Here is a 21,038-nt window from a genome sequence, read left to right on the forward strand (position 1 = left end):
ATAAAATCGTGTTTGAAAGAAGTGAGGAAGAATGTTTATAAAAAAGAATAAAAAGTTAGTAATAATACTTTGCTTACTGTTTATTTTGGGGATTACTGGATTATGGTGGGCGAAGGAAAATAAGAACTGGATATTTGCTGATGGTATACCAATTCTTATGTATCATGCTATAGGAAATCCACCAAATGGAACTGATAAAAATATGACAGGATGGTATGTATCAGAAGAACAATTTAAAGAGCAAATGGAATATTTAAAAAACAATGATTATGATTTTATTACATTTGATGAATTAAAAAATGCGAAAAGGTACAAAAAACCTATAATCGTAACCTTTGATGATGGATATGAGAATAACATGATTGCCTATAAAATATTGAACGAATTAAAAGATGGTAAGTTTAAACCAAAAGCTACTCTTTTTATGATAGCTAGTCTTATTGATCAACCAAACTATTTAAATCAGAATCAATTAAAACAACTTTCACAATCAGAAATTTTTTCAATTCAATCACATACAGGAAGCCATATAAATTTAACGGATTCCATAGTGGATTTTCAACAAGAATACGAAGAAACGAATAAAAAGATTTCTAAAATCACTGAAAAAAATGTTTATATATTATCCTATCCTTTCGGAGCCTTTAATGATGAATCATTAAATCAAGCAAAAAAATATTATAAATATGCTGTTGCAATGGGGCATGACAGATTTAAATTACAGGATGAAAAAGATGAATTATATAAAATTAAGCGATTGACTATTTCAGGTCATGATAGTATGTGGAAATTCATTCTTATGGTCCGATAATTTTAATACTTATTATTATAAAGACTAGAATTTTTAAGTGCTAATCTAGTATTGACGAGATATTTACATAGAATAAGGAGTTATGATTATGATTACCCTAAACAAAAATAAATATATAGCCGGAATTATATTAACAACTTTTTTGCTATCGCTGTGTATAAAACCAATATCTATTTATGCTAATAGTAATGTCTCTCAGCATCTAAGCTCATCAAATAAAAATGTATTCACCCAGGAGCCAAATTTAGTACCATAACCGGTGAAAGATGAAAGTTGGTTTTTAGGAGAACAACCTGAAAATATAGATCCTAATAAATTACCTATTGTCTTTGTACATGGCCTTCATGGACAAGCAAATGAATGGTGGGGGGGGAATAAAATGTATACATATGCATTTAAAGAAGGGTTTCGTACAGCATTTGTATCACTAAATGGTGAAAAAGATAACTGGGATAATGGCAAACAATTGGCTGATCTCCTAAAAAGAATTTCTGAATATTTCGGTAGTAAAGTAAATATTGTTGCACATAGTAAGGGAGGAATAGATACACAAACGGCATTAGTTCATTTTGGGGCTCATTCTTATGTCAATAATGTGATCACACTGGCTACCCCTTTTCATGGAACTGCTTTAGCTGATTTAGCATATAGCGCCCCAGCAAAATGGCTTATGAAGCTATTAGGAAATTTAGATGCTGGAACCGAATCGCTTCAAACAAGTAATATGAAACATTTTCGTGAAATAACTGATTCTAATCAAAATATATTAAAAAACACATATTATACAGCTGCAGGAACTGATTGGGGCACCGTATTTAGTGCCTCATGGTTTGGAGGTGTTTATCTGTCTGGAGTAGGGGGCTCAAACGATGGTCAGGTAAATCTAATAAGTACACAATTCCAATATGGAGAACAACTTTTTGTAGCTCCTTTTACTCATGAAAATATGCATCAAGGTTCTGCAGTGTTTGAAAAGATTAATCCTATACTACAAAAAAATAATAATAGTTTACAAACACCTTTTATAATGAATTCTATAGCAAAAGAGTTTAAACCAAACACAAAAAAAACGGAGCAATTTATGAATGGCGGGATTTTACCAGCATATAAGACAATAGAAGAGAAAGTCTCTGTAGATTCTTCTATTCAGAAAATAGAATTATATATATTAACCAAAGATGAAAACACTCGTATAGAGTTTATATCCCCTTCTGAAAAAAAATATAATACCAAAAATATTCAAACAATGCCTATGCCAGAGAACGGGGTGTTTGATGGAAGTTACTTACATCACATTTCTATTAATCTACCTGAAAAAGGAGACTGGAAATTGTATATGAGTAGTAAAAAGGATGATGCCTATTTTATGATGGCTCAATTTAATAGTAATCCAATAATCTCAATAAATATGGATTCAGTAGTTAAAGCAAATACTTCTATTCCATTAAAAATTAAAATAGAAAATCCCGAAAACTTAAATATGGCTTCCATGAAAATAAATATTAAAAAAGAGGAAAGTGAAATTTCGCAAAAAATGGATATTAAGGTGCAGGAGGAAATAAAAGACAATACGTTAGTTAAAATGATCCCATCATCCAATAAAACAGGCAATTTAAACGTCACGATAGAATTTGAAGGGAAAACAAAGCAAAATACAAATTTTAGACGTACTGAAGTTCGATCCATTCATGTTCTAGAATGAAGAAATGAATACATTTTAAATATAGTAACTTATAAATTTTAAGATATTTATTTTTAATAACTAACTATAATATAAATATTTGAAATACTATTATTAGATAGGAGGTTTTTTTTATAGCTACCATTATGATTATAACCAACAGGATTGACTCACAAGAGTTACTGATAGCAAATCTGAAAAAATATGATTATAGGCCCGTTGTTGTAAAAAAGTTTGATAATGTCTTAGATCAATTTTGCGAAATATCTCCTGAATTGGTTATTATTGATGTGCCATCAAAGAAATTCGACGCATTTTCTTGGTGTCGTCAAATTCGTAACATCTCTATTTGTCCGATCGTTTTTTTCTCAAAATTCAATAAAAAAATGGAGCAAATTATGGCATTAGAATATGGAGCGGATGATTATATAGCTGCGCCATTTCATTATGGAGTCATATTAGCAAGAATACGTAGTCATCTGAGAAGAGTTTATGGTGAATATGCTTCGAAATTAAACGAGAGAATCATTAACTGTTCTGGATTGATTCTCTATACTGATAAGATGGAGCTGAAATATGATGGGAAATCGATATCATTAACTAAAAAAGAAGAACAACTCGTAGAACTTTTATTGAAAAATTATCCGAGTATGGTACATCGAGAAGAAATATTCAATAAACTTTGGGATGGAATGAAATATATTGATGAAAATACATTGTCAGTATATATAACACGAATTCGTTATAAATTAAAAGAATTAGGGATTAAAAATGCTCTTGAAACAATACGTGGTTCTGGATATCGTTTACATAATACATGGGAAAAATCAATTCATCCATTAAGTTAGAAATAATAGCGTATTTTACTTCATAATACTAGCAATGCAACAAAAACATTATACAAAGTTAATAATTGTTCATTTGTTGATATGTGGTAGTTAACAGATAATGTGATTGAAAATAAATAACATAGAAGTGTTTGAGGCCATGAAAATTTGGAAGACAATACGTTGTAATCCAAAAATCTATCCTTAAAGTTCATTTAACATTAATGAGCTTTATATAATTTTCCCATCAAAAAGAAGCAATTTTTTTATAATATCTTTGCTCAGCTATATTAATCAATTTACAAATGAAATCAAATTACTGAAATTGTATACCAATTAATAAAGATGAATCGATCCCGTCTATTAATATAAAACATTTTCTAAAATCATATAAAAAGAATTTAAGGAATAAATCGTTTGCATAGGATGTGTTTGTGGAATGGAACAACAACTCGGGGAACTAATTGTACAATATGGATATTTGGGAATTCTTATAGCCCTTGTTGGAGGTATTGTTGGACTTCCAATACCAGATGAGTTTTTACTTACATTTGTAGGTTATAATGTTTCAAAAGGAACGATGTCAGGGGTGTATGCTCTTCTTAGTGGAATGGCTGGAGCAATTATTGGGATTACACTAAGTTACATCCTTGGCTTGAAATTAGGATTACCAATCTTGAATAAATATGGTCCTAAAATCCATATAAATGAGAAACAAATTAAAAAAACACATGTCTTGTTTGAAAAGTACGGTCCTTTCTTGTTAATGATTGGTTATTTTATACCGGGCATTCGTCATTTGACTGCATATTTTGCCGGAATGTCAAATTTAACATGCTGGAGGTTTTGTTTATATGCATATAGTGGTGCTTTTATTTGGACTAGTACCTTTATTGGGGTCGGATGGAAGCTTGGTGACAAATGGGGTTTTGTGGAATATAGTTTGCATCATTATGGAATTCGAATTTTAACAATTTTAGCGGTGTTTGTATTTTTTATTTTGCTATATTTAAAAAAAACAAAGAAATGGTAGTTTATTTGTTTTTGATGAAAGCAATAGCTAGTGCTTCTAATACGATGTTAATAACAAATTAAATTTTATATCTGTATATGTTAATGTTTTAATTTAATGATTATATATAAGATGTTAGAACGCTCAAGCAAAAGATAATATTTGTAATAGCTTATTTAAGTAAATATTAAAACATATTTACTTAAGAGCAATCCGTAGATTGATTACTTAAAACTAAATAATAAGCTGCTAGTTAGTTATATACTCTCTTGAGAATCTATCTTAATAGTTTTTAGTGAAAGGAGGTGAGAAATAAAATGGGACAGAAGGAGCAATTTATAGGTACCTGGAGATTAACCGATTTTTTTATTAAGAAAATAAATGGAGCGCACTTGTACCCTTTTGGAAAAAAGCCAAACGGAATGCTTATATATAACAAATATGGGTATATGAGTGTTATTATTTCGGGTGAAAAACAGCCAAATGAAGTGAATCTTGATTTTAAAAATACTTCAGCTATAGAGCAGGCATTAGCCATCCAGCATATTTCATATTGTGGTTTATTTGAAGTACAGGAGAAACAAATCATACATTCCGTATTTACAAGTATCTTTCCCCAATGGAAAGATACTCAACTAAAACGATACTATCATTTTGAAAAAAATAAATTAACTTTAACTACAGAACCTCTAAATATAACGAAAATGGATGAAAGTTTTGTACTAATTTGGGAGCGAGAAAATTAAAAATTTATATAATTAAAGGAGAAGAAAAAAATGGAATTTGAATATGTTAAGCAAGTGAATTCAGGTGATTTTGAAATATATATTATTGACGATTTTGAATTAGGTCGTCCCCGAAAAACAGGAACGTATGTTTTACCTGGAGATGACGGTATTACATTAATTGATACTTGCACCAGCCCCTCACTTCGATATATTATTGCAGGATTAAATGAACTAAATATTGAACTAACTCATGTTAAAAATATTATTCTTACACATATACATGTTGATCATGCGGGTGCTGCAGGACTTTTAATGAAATGTTGCCCTAATGCAAAGCTATTTGTACATCCTATGGGAGAAAAGTTTATACGTGAGCCACATAGATTAGAAAATAGTCTAAAAAAAATATATGGGACTAACATATTTAATGATCAGTTTTATCCTCTAATACCGATCCCTGGAACACGTATTCATGCTGTAGAAGATAAAGAAAAATTAAAAATATCTGAGAAGCGCGAGTTACAATTTGTTTATACTCCTGGACATGCTGATCATCATATGAGTATACATGACCCTGCTACCGAAGGAGTATTTTCTGGAGATGCTATTGGAGCATATTTCACTTTACCTGAAATTAACTTTAATTTATGCTTACCTATAACTTCGCCCCCTCACTTCGATTGGGTAAAAATGGAGAATTCAAAACGGAGAATTCAGGAATTAAAACCTAGTAGAATTTATTTTGGTCATTACGGGGCTTCAGAAAAAGTAAATATAAATAATATATACTGTCAGTTTGATTATTGGTTGCAAAGATTTACTACTATAGGTAAAGATGTTTGGAGAGAAGAGCAAGATGTCAAAAAAGCTAATGGTATAGTTGGAAAAAAAATATTTGACGAAATTAAAGAAATGCTTAAAGAGAAAGGTTTGCCACTAGAACATCCTTTTTTGGCGAATTTAAAACCAGATATTGATTTTTGTGCCATTGGGATTGTTCGTTATCTAAAAAATATCGATGAAAACTTCAATGTATAGACAATAAGTCCACTAGAATTGCGCAATAAAATAAAGAGTATATACAAATAACAGTACCTGCGGGTACTGTTATTTAAAAGATGAATTTAGCAAAATGAATTTTCAAAACAAAATATGCATATTAATATTTATAATAGAATATTTAATTGTAAATTTTAACTTTGCCAAGGAGGGATCCTTAAGCATGACAGTAAAATCATATGAAATGGCAAGCAATTTATAAGAAAGGACTTAATCGATTGAAAATTCAACTTTTGTATACATGTAGATTACTAAGGTACAAATGTATTTTACGTTAGCCCCTGTGTACTCCTTTACTAAAAAACTATAGATGAATTACTATACTTCTACATATCAACAATTCAGTAAGACTATACATACCTGTTAAATAATTCTGATGGAATAATAGCGCATGAATAAGTGTAATATATCATCTGTGTTATTAATTTATATGGTAAGAATCTGTTGTTTGTTTTAATTCATTTAATTTATTTTCGTACTCTAGTTATAGAGATTTTTTGTATTTTTATTAAATGAAGTAACAAAGCAAAAGCACCCGAAAGGGTGCTTTTGCTTTGTTACTGATAAAGAACATTGTTTCTTACCAATACATATTACATATTATGAACAATAACACCCTCTACACAAATTTATCATATGTAAAGGGAATTAGAATACGTTTTTTAACTTTGTCAAAATTAAAAATAGATTAATAGTATGATTGGTAATTTTTTATAATAATAGAAAATAATTAATTAGAAGGAGAATATTAAATGAATTTTTTATCTAAAAAGGTGTTGATATGATTAATTGTAGGGGCTATGGGTATATCTCTAATTACTCCTTCAATACATGCTGAAATTAATAATTCACAAAAAGAGGCAAACTCTACAGCTTTAATGATTGAAAAAAGCACAGGAATTAATGATGTTTTGAATAACTTTAAAGTCGATTCTAAAGAAGCAACAGTTGTTAAAAATGCATCAGGCATAGTGAAAATTCCAAATAAATTAAACTCAGAACCTATTACTATTAAAGATAACAAAGAGTCTTTACATATTTCACTCCCAGAATTAAATTCAAGTGAAATTATCCAAACAAATAATGGAACTCTTATTTATCAAGATAAAAATCAACCAACTGATTTAGCTTTACAAACTACCAAAGATGGTTTTCGATCATTAATTAAGATTAAAAATCAATTTGCTCCAAAAGAATATGAGTTCGTAATTAACATTCCAAATAACGGAAAGTTAATTACATCTGCGGAATATTTGGGTAAAGAATATGATACAGGTGAAGTTTTTATAGTCGACTCAGAAAATATTATTCAAAGTGTATTTATGCCCGCTTGGGCAAAAGATGCAAATGGAAAACCGGTTGCTACACATTATAAAGTTGATGGAAATAAGTTGATTCAGGTTGTTGAATTTGATAAAAACACCGTATTCCCAGTGATTGCCGACCCTGATTGGGTGAAAATAGGTAAATGTTCTGGAGCTTTAGCTGCTTTTGTAGGCGGAAATTTAATTGCTGTTTCTAAATTAATTAAAATTAAAAAATATATTAATGCTTTAGGTGGGTTTGGAGAAGCTGCAAAACTTCTTGTACAAGCATCTACTTGGGAAGAAAGAATGCGTGTAGGCGGACAAGCTCTAGTAGGTCTAGCTGGAGAATTAACTGGTGCTACAGGTGTTTGGGCTGCATGTAAATAGGTGTTAGAAATGAAATATATACTTACTGGAATTAACGTTTTACTTAGTCTAAGTATTTTGATATCTGGTTTGAAATATTTTAAAAATACAATTGTAACCTACAATAATGATATTGAGCAAAAAAAAAGTATGACAAGCTCTGTTTATTCTATTGCCACAGATATTGTCTTTATCTGTATTTGTATACTTACGCCAAATTGGATTAACAATTCAGACTTTGATTTTTTAGTAGATATAATATTACCAGGTTTTATAATTGTAGGTGGAATAGATAGTATTCAATATCTTTTCCTTAATATGCAATCCAGTCACAAATATCTAATCTTAATTATTTTAGGTATTTTAAATGGGATATTTATACAATGAATTGACTTTAAACTAAGAAATAGCTGATATTGATTTCTTACTTTGTCGAAAGGAAAAATCAAAAACTACAAGATAAGAACACTCTTGATTAACTTTTCTATTCATGTAGTTCTTTGATTATCTTCATTAAAAAGAGTATTTGTATACTATAACAAGCTATAAATATGAAATTGTTTAGGAAAAAGTATAAAAATGTTTTAGAAAGAGAGACATAAGTCTCTCTTTTTTTGTAGTTAAGAAGTCCGAAAGGGATGAAGATAAAACTTGAAAACAATCAGAAATAGTTAGTTACATTCAAATTGATTTAAAATATCTAATGACTTTATTGGGACAGTAGGAGAATGTGCAACTAATACCCACCAGCTTAGTCAGATGGGAGATGTGTGACTTCGAAAGCACACAAAAAATGATGAAACAGTTATATGAATTAAATACGACACGTTGATGCTGGTGTAATTCATGTAACTGTTTAAGATATTTTTTATTAGGGTATTAATTTACACCTTTCAAGATTAAGTAATTAGCGTTTTTATGAACGGATTGTTCATTTTATTAAACATGCTCTTAATGCTTAATAAATTTTATAAAATTATTGAATGATAACCATTGTTCCTTCTCCCACCTGAGTATGTAACCACTGTATATCTATATTTTTCATATATATACAGGCTATATTTTTGGGGTTTGTTATATTCTTTTCTAGATTTGTTTCACATATTCCATAATTAACATCATTTGTTTTGGTACTTTTCAACTTAATTAATGGTTGATTTAATGTTTTTTCCTTAACATTTTTATATGAAGAGTGTTCTTGAGCTGTATTCACTACAGTATACCTACCCACGGGAATCAGTTTCTGACTCTGATCCGTACTAATTAAAAATTCTTTAATTAATAATTTATGTTTTACATAATATAACTTATTTTCAAAACGTTTAATAACAAGGTATCTTGGATTTGAAATGGATGCTTGTACTTGTTGTACAAATATTAATGTGATTATTATGGTGACCATAAGCTTACAGTTGAATTTCAACACACTAAACCTCCTATAACTTATTTGGATTTATAAAAACTATTTAATACTACCTACATCCCGTACTTTTACATTTACTTTTATATCTATGTTTGCTTTAGATAATTCTTTTCCCCATTTTTGCTCATAAGGTACCCAATTTTTATATTGAAATGCACGAGCATATAATCCGAATCCAATAGGATCTATGTTTGCTTGTTTAACTTTTTGGATAAGCTTTGTTAATTCTTTTGTAAGTTGCTGAGAAATAGCTTTTTCTAATTCCCTACTAGTTATAGATGTGTAGGAGCTAGGGTATTTCTCTATAATTTCTGTCCCCATATTAATTTGTATTTTAAATTTAAAACGGTTCGTATATACTACTTTTGTATCAACGTTTATTCTCTGTGCCGAAATACTAATCCATTGTTTGTTTACTTGCTTGAGTGGATTTTTTATTGTAAATGGATAATCCCCCTTTATTTTCCCTTGTAATAAGGTTAATAATTTATTTTCATTTGGACTTAAGCTTTCTTTAAACAAATTTTGATAGTCTAAAAGCATTGTTCCTGTAATTTTTATTTTTTGGTTATTTAACCTTTTAATGCTAGAAATACTAGGAGTTATCCCTTTATCCTTAACTTGTCTATACAGTTCTTTAAATGTAGTTTTAACAGTAACATTTCTGTCATTCCCTGTTTTGATTAATTTGACTAAATAATCTGAAAGAAAGTTTTTTTGAGGAGAATGAGAATAAATAATATCAGAAACTTTCCCATCTACACCAATGATTTTGGCAGTCATAGTATTTTGAGGATCACGATAAAAAGGTTCTAAGTATTCAAACCAATTCTTTTTTTGGAGAAGTTTTTTCCCTAAAAGAACAATCTGAATTTTACTTCCAGAAATAATACCTGGATCTACAGTATCAAATTGATCTCTTGCCTTTCGAACTGTGATATCTGTTGCAAGATGGTTTTCCTCGCTTCGCTTCCGATCTTTATTAATTAAAGAATTTACTACATATACTTTCAAATGATTTTTTTGATCTATATCAATTCCTACTATTAATGTCGCAGCGACATCTTCAACATATACTTGGTCATAACAACCGGAGAGCATTACTATACAAATAAGAAGGTATAATATTTTTTTAATCATTATGTATCACCTCCTTAATTTTGCTACCAGTAATATTAATATAGGGAATATGTAAGCTGTTCCTAATCCTACATGTGAGATTAAGCTCTTCCAACTTTGCACCTGACTCCATGATGGATGTATTAGGAAAACACTCAAAATATAACACATAAAAAAAATAAAAATATGTATATTCTTTTTTTCTTGTTTAGTTAAATTACTTATACATAATAAACTGGCATAAATATATGGAGTCCATGCTGTAAAAACTACAAATAGATATAAAGTAATAATAATTAAATCAAATCTTTCTAAAAAACTAACCTCAATGATTTTAAGTATACTTAGAACCGGTTGATTATAAGAGGTTATTTCATCAGGACTGAAAAATATATAGCAGGATATTGTCATAAAAGTATAAAATATCAAGGTAATGCTATTAGCAATTAATACCCCTTTAGTTGCGGCCTGTTTTCTTTTTAAATAAGGATACATACAGACTACCATTTCAAAACCTGTAAATGGAAAGATAGCCTGAGGAAAAGCATTCAAAATGACACTAATTTCATTTTTAAAAATAGGAAGCATATTCAATAAGTTACCTTCTTTTAGAGGTATTAAAAATAATAATACAATCCAAATCGTAAGGTAAAATACAATTTCACAGTAACGGCCTAATACATAAACATTTTCAGCTACAACAAGATACGTGGGAATTAAAAATAATATAATTAAGAGATAATCAGGTGTTTTGGGAAGTAAATTCCCCTTAATATAAAGCATACCATTTAATAAAATAACCCATGCATAAAAAGAAAAATAACAAATATAAACTATGATGAGAGCTTTCTTTATATATTCAATCATTTTATTATTCGGTTTTTTCGTAAAAAATATTTGATATCTTTTAGCCACTTGCACCCAAGCTATACTAGCGATTGTAGAAAACACAAAGCAAAAAGGGAGGACTAACCATCCATCAGTTCCTGTTTTTTCTGCCAATGTACTAGGAAGGAAGAGAATTCCTGTTCCAACCTGAGCACCATGAATAATAAATATAAATTGGTTTAAAGAAAGTATATTAGCATTATTAATTTTAGATATCATATGTCACCTTTGGTTTCATTTTTATATTTAAGAATGAAATTTTTTAATTTACAAATTTGCAATGGAAAAAATGAGACTCCATATGGGGTACCCATAGAACAAATGCTTAATATATGTGCTAGTAATATCATAAGGCCAATAACAATACCTACAAATCCGAACCATGTAGCTAATAGCATCATTGGAAACCGTAAATATCGTACAGCTAAACTCATATCATAATTCGGAACAGTAAACGATGCGATGGCTGTTACAGAAACGATAATAATCATGATATTACTCACAATTCCTGCTTGCACAGCAGCCTGACCTATAATAATACCTCCAACAATCCCCATTGTTTGTCCAATAGGGGCTGGTAAGCGTAAGGCTGCTTCTCTCATCATTTCTAAAGTGATCTCCATAATCATGGCCTCCACAATAGCTGAGAATGGAACATTTTCCCTAGATTCTGCTATAGATAAAAATAATGGAACAGGAATTAAACTATAATTAAATGAGATTAATGCAATATAGGTAGCTGGTAAAATGAGTGCTAGAAAAAATGCAACTATACGTAATATTTGAAGAATAAAATTAATCATCCATCGTGTACTAGAATCATCTATATTTCTAAAAAAACTTAGGAAATTTGTTGGCCCGATTAATACATTAGGTGAATGATCAACTACTATTACAAATTTCCCTTCCAATAAGTAAGATACGGCCGTATCAGGTCTTTCAGTCAGTAAAAGTTGTGGGAAAGGTGAATACGGATTATCTTCAATATGTTTAATTAATTCACCAGTATTAACTATAGAATCAACCTTAATATTTTCTAATCTACCTCGAATCTCTTCTGTTATTTGGAAATCAGCCTTTTCCATTAAAAAAAGTAAATGAATTTTTGTTTTTCCTTCTTCACCAATTTCTGTAGATGTTACAGTTAATTTAGCAGTTGGCAAATAATTTCGTACTATAGCAATGTTTTTCCCAGCAGCTTCTACAAATCCTTGATGTGTACCTTTTATAGATATTTCATTTTTGGAATCAGATGGCTCTCGATTAGGTCCACCTTTAATTTCAAATTTATATGCTTCAATATACTCGTTTACAAGAAGAATAGCATTTCCTTCTAATAAACTTTCTTGAATTTGATCAAGAAATTGCACTTTTGAAATATTCCCAATGGGTATGATTAGCTCAATTTCAGGTGTGAATTCTTCTTTTAACAATGGTTTAAGAATACTATCAGTAATGTCTTTTTTATCAGTCAACTCTGATAGATATACCAAAGCTACTGTTTGATAATTTTCTTTCTGAATTCTTCTTATTACAAGATCCGGAGCATTCCCCAAAGACTTTTTTATAAACTCAATATTTTCATCTAAAGAAGTAATTATTTCTATATTCTTACAATTTTTTCGATTAGATTCTTTACTTGAGAATGAGTTTTTTTCCATAAGTTTATTCCTCGTAAAAAATAATTTTGTACGCTTATTATTAAATAATTACATACTAAATATGTGCCAAGATTGTCTATTGTTCGGACAAAATAATCTTGTACATTAATACCTCTTAATCATTACAATAGGTGAGTCGTATAGGACAGACATCATCAACGATAAAACCAAAATATTTCAGAGGTGAAGATAATTACAAGTACATAAAGGACAGAGATATGTAACACCATAAAAGATACTTTAGTGCTTTAAAGTTCATTTATAAGTCTTATCATATATAGCAATTGACATATTGTTTTATTAAACAGCCTATATAAAAACATAATGGCCTATCGTTCTCGTAATTCCACTAAAAATAAACGTTTAACATTTCTACATTTAAAATGCATTCATTTATGTTAAGGAACTGAAGATAAATATATAGATAACCTCAAATACAGTAAAAACATATATAAGGTGGAGATAAATTTGGAATTTAGGGATTTAAAAATTTTTCAAAGTGTAGCTAGAATTAAAAATATTACTGCCGCTGCGAAAAGTTTAAATTATGTGCAATCCAATGTAACTGCACACATAAAACAATTAGAACAAGAGCTAAATACAGTCTTATTTCATAGACATGCTAGGGGTATATCGTTAACAGGAGATGGACAAAAATTCCTTGAAAAAGTTGACAAAATCCTTAAAGAATTTGAGGAATTAAATAATCTGTTTAAGGATGAGTCTTCTGTTGGCTTTTTAAATATTGGAACAGTAGATACCGTGCATCCATTACCTATGTTATTAGCTGGGTATTATGCAAAGTATCCAAATGTAGATATTTCACTAAAAACCGATGTAAGTAATCGACTAATGCTAGATGTACTTAATTACAAATTAGATGGTGCTTTTGTCACTGGCCCTATAAAAGAGCTATCATTTGAACAATATGAAGTTACTAGTAAGACACTTACATTAGTTACAAATCAACCTACATTTAAATTACAAGATTTGAATCAAGAAACATTTTTGGTGTTTGGAAAAGGTTGCGGTTATAGAGCGATGTTAGAAAAGTGGCTCGAATACGAAGGGTTTATTAATAATAAATTTATGGAATTTAATATGCTAGAAATGATTTTGCATAGTGTATCACTGGGCTTAGGAGTTACACTTTTACCAATCACAGCTGTGGGTTTATTCTCTAGTCTCCCTAACATTTATTGTCATGAAATTCCAGAGGAGTTTCGGCAAATCACAACCATATTTATTAGAAATAAAAATATAAATCCAGGGCCTGCTATGAGAAATTTTATTAAAGAACTTCAAGTATATAAATAACAAAGAAAACTGCATGAATTTTTTTGATACATGTGACACAAAGAAATAGCCAAAATATTTTATTGAATATATTTTCTAGTCATGAAAACCATCATTAAAAATGATGGTTTTCATCATTTGTTTGTATTTTACATTGCATCTTAATTTAAATAGAATTGCATAGAAATCGATTTTAAAGCTACTTATTTAAGAAACATTTTTAAGGATAGTGATTTATATGTCGAAAAAAAATTTCAATTTAATTATCAAAAAAAAAATAAAAAGGACAAAGTGTTTAATTTTTGTTTTTACAATACTATTAGTGACGCTCATTAGTTTTAAAATAATTTATTATATTTCTTCTGTAAATCATCGTTTAGAAGAAGTTGTTTTACCAAACACTTACATTGAATCAGTAGATGTAGGAGGATTAAATAGAAAGCAATTAGAAAGTACGAATCAAGAACAAATCAATTATTTAATGCAAAAAGATTTAACATTTTTATTAGGAAAAACCAAAAGAACTTTTACTTATCAGGAAATGGGAATTAAGTATGAACCTACTCTTGTCATTAATAAGATTTTTGACCAACAAAGTGGAAATAAATGGACTGGCTGGTTGAAACAATTAACAGCTGCAATAGGTTTTCGAAAACTCAATTATAGATTAGAGCCTGAAATTGATGATAATAAATTTAAACACTTCATCGAGAACGAATTCACTAAGTTTCAAGTAGAACCTACTAATGCATTTTTAAAGGTAAAAGACTCTAATTCTGAAATATCTTATGTTGATGAAACGCCAGGGAAAAAAGTGAACATTGCTATGCTAAAAAAAGATATACTAGACGCTGTTATTAACAAAGAAACAAATAAAGTGTCTGTAAAGTATATAAATATTCATTCCGATATTACCATGCAAGATTTAAAAAAAATAAATATGAAAACCCCTGTGTCTGAATATAAAACAGATTTGTTGGGCCGGGATGAAAATGTACGAGCAAATATCGAAAAAGCTGCTGCGAAATTAAATGGTGTGGTAATACCTTCAAATAAAAAATTTAGCTTTAATGCAACTGTGGGAATAACCGATCAAGCTCATGGCTATAAAGATGCACCAGTCATTCTACATGATAAGATAATACAAGCTGCAGGGGGAGGAGTATGCCAAGTTTCAAGCACTTTATACAACGCTGTTTTATTAGCAAATTTAGATATTGTATATAGAGTAAATCATAGTCACCAAGTAAAGTATGTCCCGGTAGGATTAGATGCAACAGTCGCTGACAACGGTCCTGATTTTAAGTTCAAAAACAATACTGATACGCCTATATATATCAAAACGATTATAAAAGATAATCAATTAATTGTTAAACTATTCGGAAAAACAAGTGATAACATTGTACATGTGTATACAAAAACAACGGAACAAACAAATGCTTCATTAAAGATAAACACATATCGCGAAGTGAAAAATAAGAACAAAAAACTAATAAACAAAGAATTTATTAGTGCTAGTACCTATAAAATTAAATAATATTATCTTCAAAAAAGATTTAGTGTACTCCGTACATTTTAAAGCGTAAACTATTTATTAAAGTATTTGAAGGAGATTTATATGTTAAAAACATATTTTAATCATAGATTAATTATTTTACTTCAGTTTTTTATAAGTTTGTATATATTTACAAATATATTCCACTTATTTTTAGACACTAAAAAAGTATCTCCTTATTTTAAAGATACAATTCAAATAAAAAAAGAAGCAAATCAACCAAGTAAATATGAAGTATTAACTCAAAGGTTAGATCAATATTTAAACGATAACGCGTTTAATGGTTCTGTCCTTGTAACCATTAAAGATCATGTAATTTTAAGAAAGGCTTATGGCTATGCCAACATACAAGATAACGTACTAACGACACCAAAAACAAAATATCGTATTGGTTCCATCACCAAAACAGTTGTAGCTGTGTCTATTATGCAGTTACAAGAACAAGGGAAATTAAATATAGACGAAAATGTTAATAAATATATTTCTACATTTCCAGCAGAGAAGCAGATTACATTAAGACATTTATTAACACATACATCTGGATTACCTGAACAAGGACAAGGACATGTTAATGCAACTTCACGTCTAAAGTTAATAAATTGGATTGGATCACAAAAACTTGCATTCCCTCCTGGAACAGATTGGAAATATTCAGATTACAATTACATGGTTTTAGGATATATAGTTGAAAAAATTTCAAAACAACCACTAGCTCAATATATAAAAGAACATATTTTTAATCCAGCAAATATGAAAGAATCAGGAATAGGAGAAAAAATGCCTGAGGAAATATTTTTGGCAGAGGGGTATATAAAAGATAAGGGTTCACTTCTACCGGCACAGCGGTCACAAATGAAATGGCTTTATGGTTGTGGAGACATGTATACTACTGTAGATGATATGAAAAAATTAGATGAAGCAATCATGACAGAAAAGTTGTTTGCTAAAAATAGTTTATCCGAAATGTTTACAGCAACACCAACCCATAAATACGGTTTTAGTTTTTATGTTCATCCAGACTATTATCATAATCACGGTGTATTGTCCGGATGGAATACTTATAATAATTTCAATTGGGATAAACGTATATTTGTTATCTTGTTCTCAAATGTTAAAAATAGCATGGACGATGAATTTAATCAAAAGTTTCGTAATATGGTAATGAAGTTATAAAATAAAATTTAATAATTATCCAATTGATGTGTAAAATGTTACTGTTACAGAGTTTTCAAATTGAAAGTGTTTAATTGAAAATTATTATATTTTATGCAATTGAAAAAATTATATCCCATTGTATATCAAAGACCAGAAGTCTGTACCAAGACTTCTGGTTTATTTATATAGGGCGTGAATTTTTTGCATGATTAATAATATTTGACTTAACTCCTTTACTTGGTTACATATTCCTAGCTGAATATATAGCACCGTTGCTCACTTTTGAAAGATATTCTGTAACTTAATTATCATAAAGAATTACTGTTATTTAATTTCTTTTATTGTATTTTGTTTGATATGAGTGGAAAGTTATTACCTAATATAAACGAAAACAAAATACTGAAAAGTGAGAAATATCTAATTTGTTTAATCGATAGACAAATTAGATATTTTTTTTATTATTATTTAATATTAAAATTCAAATGTATTATCAAGTGAAATAAAGGAAGATGTATTTATAATTAATAACACACATTTAATTGGGGTTTTATCTATTTCTTAATTAAAGGGATAGACTATATAATTTGATAGAAAGGAAGATATTATTATGGAACACACAAACAAAAATATAAACAAGGCACAGCAAGTTAGCTCCGATTCACTGGGTGCTAGTGGTGGGACTAATAGCCAAGATTTTGAAAAGTTAATGGATGGATTAATAAAGTCTGTAAACTCAGAGGGATTTAATTTAAAGAATAAAAAAGAGCTTATTTTATTAGGAGGAGATACATTAAAATCTGCTTATAAAGATGCACATGAGAACTCTGGAAATTTTAATAATACTGCTAGAACTATAGCAATGGGAGCTACGGCATTAATTCCATATGGAGGTGCATTTATTTCTCCGCTACTTGGATTACTATGGCCCGAAAACGTTCCAAATTCGGAAAATTTGATAGAAAAAATGAAGAATGAACTTGTTAAAATGATGGATGAAAAAATTCAGGATTTTGACCTCGATATTCTTCGTACAGATACCAAGCATCTAAAAAAACAGTTAGTCGAATTCGAAAACATAATAAATGGTAAAAAAACTGAATCATTCTATACGGGCAGTATAGAAGAAACTCGCCGTGCAGATGTACTGCAAATGAACTCAGACTTTGATAAGCTTTTAAATCGTAGCCGAAAAGAGAATCGACTAATAGCTGAACTTCCTATATTCACTATTGTTGCAGTAGCTTATCTTGAATTCTTACACTTCATGGAAAAAAATGCAAAATCAACATTACTAAAATTTGATTCTACAACCATCAACGAAAAATTTATTACTCCTCTTCCAATAAGAAGAACAGAATACTTAAATCACGTAAAGAAAACATATGAAGAGGGTAACAAAGAATTCGAAAAAAAGATGAAGATTATCGCAATCAAAGTGCTAGGAAAGAACAACCCTAAACCCCAGGACAACCTAGACCGCATGACGGATGTAATAGCTGATTTAAGAAAACAAAAAAAGGCCTTCGAACATTCGATATCTCTTAGAGACTTTGATAAAGAAATAAAAGAAGCAACAGATTTTATGAATGAGTATGCAGGCTTATTACATCAAAAGAATCAATTTTATAACAATACATGGGGTAACGAGGCATTCAGATTGATGGTAAAGGTTGGTGGATGGGTAAAAGAAAATGGGAAATGGTACTGCTTTGATGAGAATGGGAACATGTTAACTGAACTTAACCAATTCGGGGATAAATGGTATTACTTCAGCCCTGAAAAAACTAATCAATTTGAAAAAGGAGAAATGGTTACTGGATGGCTGGACTATAAGGGGTATTGGTATTACTTCAGCCCTGAAAAGACTAATCAATACGAGGAAGGACAAATGGTTACTGGATTCGTGCACATTAAGAGTGCAACGTATGTCTTCGATCTAAAAGGACATATGGTAACGGGTTGGTACAATAAGCAGTACTTCAGCCCTGAAAAAACTAACAAGTTCGAAAAAGGACAAATGGTTACTGGATGGCTATCATTCAGCGCAGATTCAGCAATGTCTATGATATTAGTTATTGGGCTCCGAAACCATATAAGTCCGGACGCTATAATAAAAAAGAATGAAGAACTTAAGAAACAACCAGCAGGTACAAAAATCTGGGTATATTTCAGTCCAGGAGGGCAATCTATCTCCAATACTAAGCAAACTATAGATGGTAAAATGTATGAATTTGATAAATTCGGAATTTGCCTTAATCCGTAACAATATATTCATTTTAGTTGAAAATAAGTTATATATACTATTCGGAGTACCGTCAGCATTTTCCAAAAAACCACGCTAAGAAAATTGAGATAAAAAAGAGCCGAACTTTCCCCCGTTAATGAACTGTACCCTATAAAATGGACAGTTTAATAAAAAGACCTTTAAAATTAGGCACCTAAAAGATGGTTCCGGTATTGTACCGGGGCCATTTTTTTGAGTGCTCATTGATAACGATCATAATTATAATTTTCTATTACCTGCCTAAGAGATTGGAACGTTTGACAAAACTTATAGTCTAGTTCATCTTTCATATGACCAAAAAAAGATTCTATTGGAGCGTTATCTAAGCAGTTTCCTCTCCGTGACATAGATTGTTCTTATTCCCACCTCCTTTACACGGCGCTGAAATTCTGGATGCGTATAGTGAGTACCCTGATCAGAATGCAAAAGTGCTTCAGGATGAATGGTATCTCCTAAACTATCTTTTAACTTATCTAATGTTTGATAGACAATATCCATCTGTAAAGAATGGGAAACATGATAAACTAGAATTTCTCGTGTCGTACTATCTTGGATATAAGATAATTAGGCTTTCTTTCCTTTCCATAAAACAAATATGTAATACCCTTTAACATACTTTTCTCTGGCTCTTCTTGGTTGAATTGAAGTTGTAATAAGTTCGGACAAGTTTTATGTTCTTGTTTCGCTTTTGCAAGTTGTTTGTATGGATTAACACGACGAATCTGTGTTTTAAGATTGTATGTACGCATAATTCGGAAGATACGCTTGAGATTCATTGTAATTGCCCTTGTATTTTCTAACTTTATTTTGAGAAATCGTGTACGAAACTGCTTCTTTTTCTGGTTGAAAATCTTTTGAATTAATTTATAATCTTTCTCATCACGTACTACTTTTTGATTACGCACTTCAACCGTATGAAGCCAAGCGTAATAACCACTTCGACTTCGACTTACACCAGCTAAATCGCAAAAATAACGTACCATACGTGGGAATTTGAAGCGACGAATCGCTTGTTCAATAAGTATGTATATTTCACATGATGTTAACGTTTATTTTGTAACGCCTGCCTTTCGAGTTCGTCTAATTTTTTTAGTGTGAATAAAATGAGCCTCTATGGCATGATAGTAGTCAACGAGAACTTGATCGCTAAAATTTGTAAAATGATATGTGCAAAAGACGCCTATCATAAGCTAGATATTCAAACTTGAAATGAAATATAGTTAATACTTGTATTTGCATTTTTTGATTTTATCAAACATAAAATTTAAAGTGTTTTTGGTTGGATTTATGTAATGATAATAAGGGATTTTAAAATGCAACATTGTGATAAATTCATATCGATATGTAAAGAAACACTAAATCAGTTTATATTACCCTATGCATGTTCATTTATGTTTTTACAAACAAACACGGTTTAATCTCACGGGCTCAGGAGAGCTATGCGTCAAGCAACGTTGAAAGATCTGATTATTAATATTAAACACTTAGAATCTCATACATGATGTTTAGCTTACGTACATTATGCATTCTAAATGTTACGAAATATTTAGATGGACTGACTCCAAAGATCTACATGATTATTTTCGTAATAATAGTGTTTCTGAAACGCTATTTCATGCTGATATATATAACGTTCATAAAAACATTCTAATGTGGAAGATACTATTTAAATCAGTAGAAATTTCAACAGCTGTAACATACGGTATTGCTTATATTGAAGGTTACAATATAATTCGATAACATTTTAACTTAAGAATTTTTTTATCTCTGTCCACCTAAAAGCTCCCACCTCAATTTGTGTGAAGGTATGCTAACACTAGAATAATGAATGTCCGTTAGTGTAAACCAAAATGATACTACTATATA

19 protein-coding genes are annotated in these 21,038 nt (G+C 29.9%); 12 read left to right on the plus strand and 7 right to left on the minus strand.

Annotation, left to right across the window (positions count from 1 at the left end; all coding sequences use genetic code 11):
• Positions 1 to 31 precede the first annotated feature (31 nt).
• From NZ044_RS30080 to NZ044_RS30115, 8 genes are all read left to right on the plus strand, one after another.
• Positions 32 to 811 (plus strand): polysaccharide deacetylase family protein, encoded by a 780-nt coding sequence (locus NZ044_RS30080; protein ID WP_098349421.1) that lies wholly within the window; start codon positions 32 to 34, stop codon positions 809 to 811.
• Between the two features lie 259 nt (positions 812 to 1,070).
• Complete coding sequence (locus tag NZ044_RS30085; protein ID WP_340950279.1) at positions 1,071 to 2,513, plus strand: esterase/lipase family protein; 1,443 nt, start codon at positions 1,071 to 1,073, stop codon at positions 2,511 to 2,513.
• A gap of 113 nt (positions 2,514 to 2,626) precedes the next feature.
• Positions 2,627 to 3,340 (plus strand): response regulator transcription factor, encoded by a 714-nt coding sequence (locus NZ044_RS30090; RefSeq protein ID WP_410994092.1) that lies wholly within the window; start codon positions 2,627 to 2,629, stop codon positions 3,338 to 3,340.
• Positions 3,341 to 3,758: 418 nt separating this feature from the next.
• Positions 3,759 to 4,352, plus strand: a complete 594-nt coding sequence (locus tag NZ044_RS30095) for a DedA family protein (RefSeq protein WP_098349426.1) — start codon at positions 3,759 to 3,761, stop codon at positions 4,350 to 4,352.
• A 296-nt stretch (positions 4,353 to 4,648) separates the two neighbouring features.
• Positions 4,649 to 5,077 (plus strand): lipocalin-like domain-containing protein, encoded by a 429-nt coding sequence (locus tag NZ044_RS30100; protein WP_273635000.1) that lies wholly within the window; start codon positions 4,649 to 4,651, stop codon positions 5,075 to 5,077.
• A gap of 30 nt (positions 5,078 to 5,107) precedes the next feature.
• Entirely contained in the window at positions 5,108 to 6,097 is a 990-nt protein-coding gene (locus tag NZ044_RS30105) for an MBL fold metallo-hydrolase (protein WP_098349428.1), read from the plus strand.
• A gap of 821 nt (positions 6,098 to 6,918) precedes the next feature.
• Positions 6,919 to 7,812 (plus strand): hypothetical protein, encoded by an 894-nt coding sequence (locus NZ044_RS30110; RefSeq protein ID WP_340950281.1) that lies wholly within the window; start codon positions 6,919 to 6,921, stop codon positions 7,810 to 7,812.
• A 9-nt stretch (positions 7,813 to 7,821) separates the two neighbouring features.
• Positions 7,822 to 8,178 carry a hypothetical protein gene (locus NZ044_RS30115; protein ID WP_098349430.1) on the plus strand — a complete coding sequence of 119 codons (357 nt, stop codon included), beginning with the start codon at positions 7,822 to 7,824 and terminating at the stop codon, positions 8,176 to 8,178.
• Positions 8,179 to 8,767: 589 nt separating this feature from the next.
• On the opposite strand, the gene NZ044_RS30120 is transcribed toward NZ044_RS30115, so the two are convergent.
• Genes NZ044_RS30120 through NZ044_RS30135 form a run of 4 tightly spaced genes read right to left on the minus strand, consistent with a single transcriptional unit; the run spans position 8,768 to position 12,882 of the window.
• The gene (locus tag NZ044_RS30120) at positions 8,768 to 9,217 is read right to left on the minus strand and encodes a L,D-transpeptidase (RefSeq protein WP_098349431.1); all 450 of its coding nucleotides are present in this window, start codon (positions 9,215 to 9,217) and stop codon (positions 8,768 to 8,770) included.
• Positions 9,218 to 9,253: 36 nt separating this feature from the next.
• Positions 9,254 to 10,354, minus strand: a complete 1,101-nt coding sequence (locus NZ044_RS30125) for a Ger(x)C family spore germination protein (protein ID WP_098349432.1) — start codon at positions 10,352 to 10,354, stop codon at positions 9,254 to 9,256.
• A gap of 6 nt (positions 10,355 to 10,360) precedes the next feature.
• Positions 10,361 to 11,440, minus strand: a complete 1,080-nt coding sequence (locus NZ044_RS30130; protein WP_273634998.1) for a GerAB/ArcD/ProY family transporter — start codon at positions 11,438 to 11,440, stop codon at positions 10,361 to 10,363.
• Positions 11,437 to 12,882, minus strand: a complete 1,446-nt coding sequence (locus tag NZ044_RS30135; RefSeq protein WP_273634997.1) for a spore germination protein — start codon at positions 12,880 to 12,882, stop codon at positions 11,437 to 11,439. The genes NZ044_RS30130 and NZ044_RS30135 overlap by 4 nt, the downstream gene beginning before the upstream one ends.
• Positions 12,883 to 13,350: 468 nt before the next feature.
• Here NZ044_RS30135 and NZ044_RS30140 point away from each other — a divergent pair, with 468 nt between their 5' ends.
• The 4 genes from NZ044_RS30140 to NZ044_RS30155 all read left to right on the plus strand — a co-directional run bounded on the left by NZ044_RS30140 (position 13,351) and on the right by NZ044_RS30155 (position 19,151).
• Positions 13,351 to 14,199 carry a LysR family transcriptional regulator gene (locus NZ044_RS30140; RefSeq protein WP_017762613.1) on the plus strand — a complete coding sequence of 283 codons (849 nt, stop codon included), beginning with the start codon at positions 13,351 to 13,353 and terminating at the stop codon, positions 14,197 to 14,199.
• Positions 14,200 to 14,416: 217 nt separating this feature from the next.
• Entirely contained in the window at positions 14,417 to 15,715 is a 1,299-nt protein-coding gene (locus NZ044_RS30145; RefSeq protein ID WP_098349435.1) for a VanW family protein, read from the plus strand.
• An 81-nt stretch (positions 15,716 to 15,796) separates the two neighbouring features.
• On the plus strand, positions 15,797 to 16,906 hold the full coding sequence (locus tag NZ044_RS30150) for a serine hydrolase domain-containing protein (RefSeq protein WP_098349436.1): 1,110 nt from the start codon (positions 15,797 to 15,799) through the stop codon (positions 16,904 to 16,906).
• Between the two features lie 589 nt (positions 16,907 to 17,495).
• Positions 17,496 to 19,151 (plus strand): insecticidal delta-endotoxin Cry8Ea1 family protein, encoded by a 1,656-nt coding sequence (locus NZ044_RS30155; RefSeq protein WP_340950289.1) that lies wholly within the window; start codon positions 17,496 to 17,498, stop codon positions 19,149 to 19,151.
• A gap of 221 nt (positions 19,152 to 19,372) precedes the next feature.
• Here the strand turns inward: NZ044_RS30155 and NZ044_RS30945 are convergent, their stop codons facing one another.
• Genes NZ044_RS30945 through NZ044_RS30165 form a run of 3 tightly spaced genes read right to left on the minus strand, consistent with a single transcriptional unit; the run spans position 19,373 to position 20,155 of the window.
• Positions 19,373 to 19,519 (minus strand): IS3 family transposase, encoded by a 147-nt coding sequence (locus NZ044_RS30945; protein WP_082199935.1) that lies wholly within the window; start codon positions 19,517 to 19,519, stop codon positions 19,373 to 19,375.
• Positions 19,491 to 19,670 carry a hypothetical protein gene (locus NZ044_RS30160; protein ID WP_410994089.1) on the minus strand — a complete coding sequence of 60 codons (180 nt, stop codon included), beginning with the start codon at positions 19,668 to 19,670 and terminating at the stop codon, positions 19,491 to 19,493. Before NZ044_RS30160 ends, NZ044_RS30945 begins: the two co-directional genes overlap by 29 nt.
• Positions 19,671 to 19,696: 26 nt before the next feature.
• Positions 19,697 to 20,155 carry a hypothetical protein gene (locus NZ044_RS30165; RefSeq protein ID WP_273634995.1) on the minus strand — a complete coding sequence of 153 codons (459 nt, stop codon included), beginning with the start codon at positions 20,153 to 20,155 and terminating at the stop codon, positions 19,697 to 19,699.
• Between the last annotated feature and the right edge of the window lie 883 nt (positions 20,156 to 21,038).

It is taken from the genome of Bacillus sp. FSL K6-1338 (assembly GCF_038006965.1).
Classification (GTDB): Bacteria; Bacillota; Bacilli; order Bacillales; family Bacillaceae_G; genus Bacillus_A; species Bacillus_A thuringiensis_S.

Bases quoted from the DNA above. Each gene is read 5' to 3' on its own strand.
- NZ044_RS30150 (WP_098349436.1), top strand. From the start codon at position 15,797: ATGTTAAAAACATATTTTAATCATAGATTAATTATTTTACTTCAGTTT.
- NZ044_RS30135 (WP_273634997.1), bottom strand. From the start codon at position 12,882: ATGGAAAAAAACTCATTCTCAAGTAAAGAATCTAATCGAAAAAATTGT.
- NZ044_RS30155 (WP_340950289.1), top strand. From the start codon at position 17,496: ATGGAACACACAAACAAAAATATAAACAAGGCACAGCAAGTTAGCTCC.
- NZ044_RS30105 (WP_098349428.1), top strand. From the start codon at position 5,108: ATGGAATTTGAATATGTTAAGCAAGTGAATTCAGGTGATTTTGAAATA.
- NZ044_RS30145 (WP_098349435.1), top strand. From the start codon at position 14,417: ATGTCGAAAAAAAATTTCAATTTAATTATCAAAAAAAAAATAAAAAGG.
- NZ044_RS30125 (WP_098349432.1), bottom strand. From the start codon at position 10,354: ATGATTAAAAAAATATTATACCTTCTTATTTGTATAGTAATGCTCTCC.
- NZ044_RS30080 (WP_098349421.1), top strand. From the start codon at position 32: ATGTTTATAAAAAAGAATAAAAAGTTAGTAATAATACTTTGCTTACTG.
- NZ044_RS30095 (WP_098349426.1), top strand. From the start codon at position 3,759: ATGGAACAACAACTCGGGGAACTAATTGTACAATATGGATATTTGGGA.
- NZ044_RS30945 (WP_082199935.1), bottom strand. From the start codon at position 19,519: ATGTCACGGAGAGGAAACTGCTTAGATAACGCTCCAATAGAATCTTTT.
- NZ044_RS30100 (WP_273635000.1), top strand. From the start codon at position 4,649: ATGGGACAGAAGGAGCAATTTATAGGTACCTGGAGATTAACCGATTTT.
- NZ044_RS30115 (WP_098349430.1), top strand. From the start codon at position 7,822: ATGAAATATATACTTACTGGAATTAACGTTTTACTTAGTCTAAGTATT.
- NZ044_RS30110 (WP_340950281.1), top strand. From the start codon at position 6,919: ATGGGTATATCTCTAATTACTCCTTCAATACATGCTGAAATTAATAAT.
- NZ044_RS30130 (WP_273634998.1), bottom strand. From the start codon at position 11,440: ATGATATCTAAAATTAATAATGCTAATATACTTTCTTTAAACCAATTT.
- NZ044_RS30165 (WP_273634995.1), bottom strand. From the start codon at position 20,155: ATGGTACGTTATTTTTGCGATTTAGCTGGTGTAAGTCGAAGTCGAAGT.
- NZ044_RS30160 (WP_410994089.1), bottom strand. From the start codon at position 19,670: ATGGATATTGTCTATCAAACATTAGATAAGTTAAAAGATAGTTTAGGA.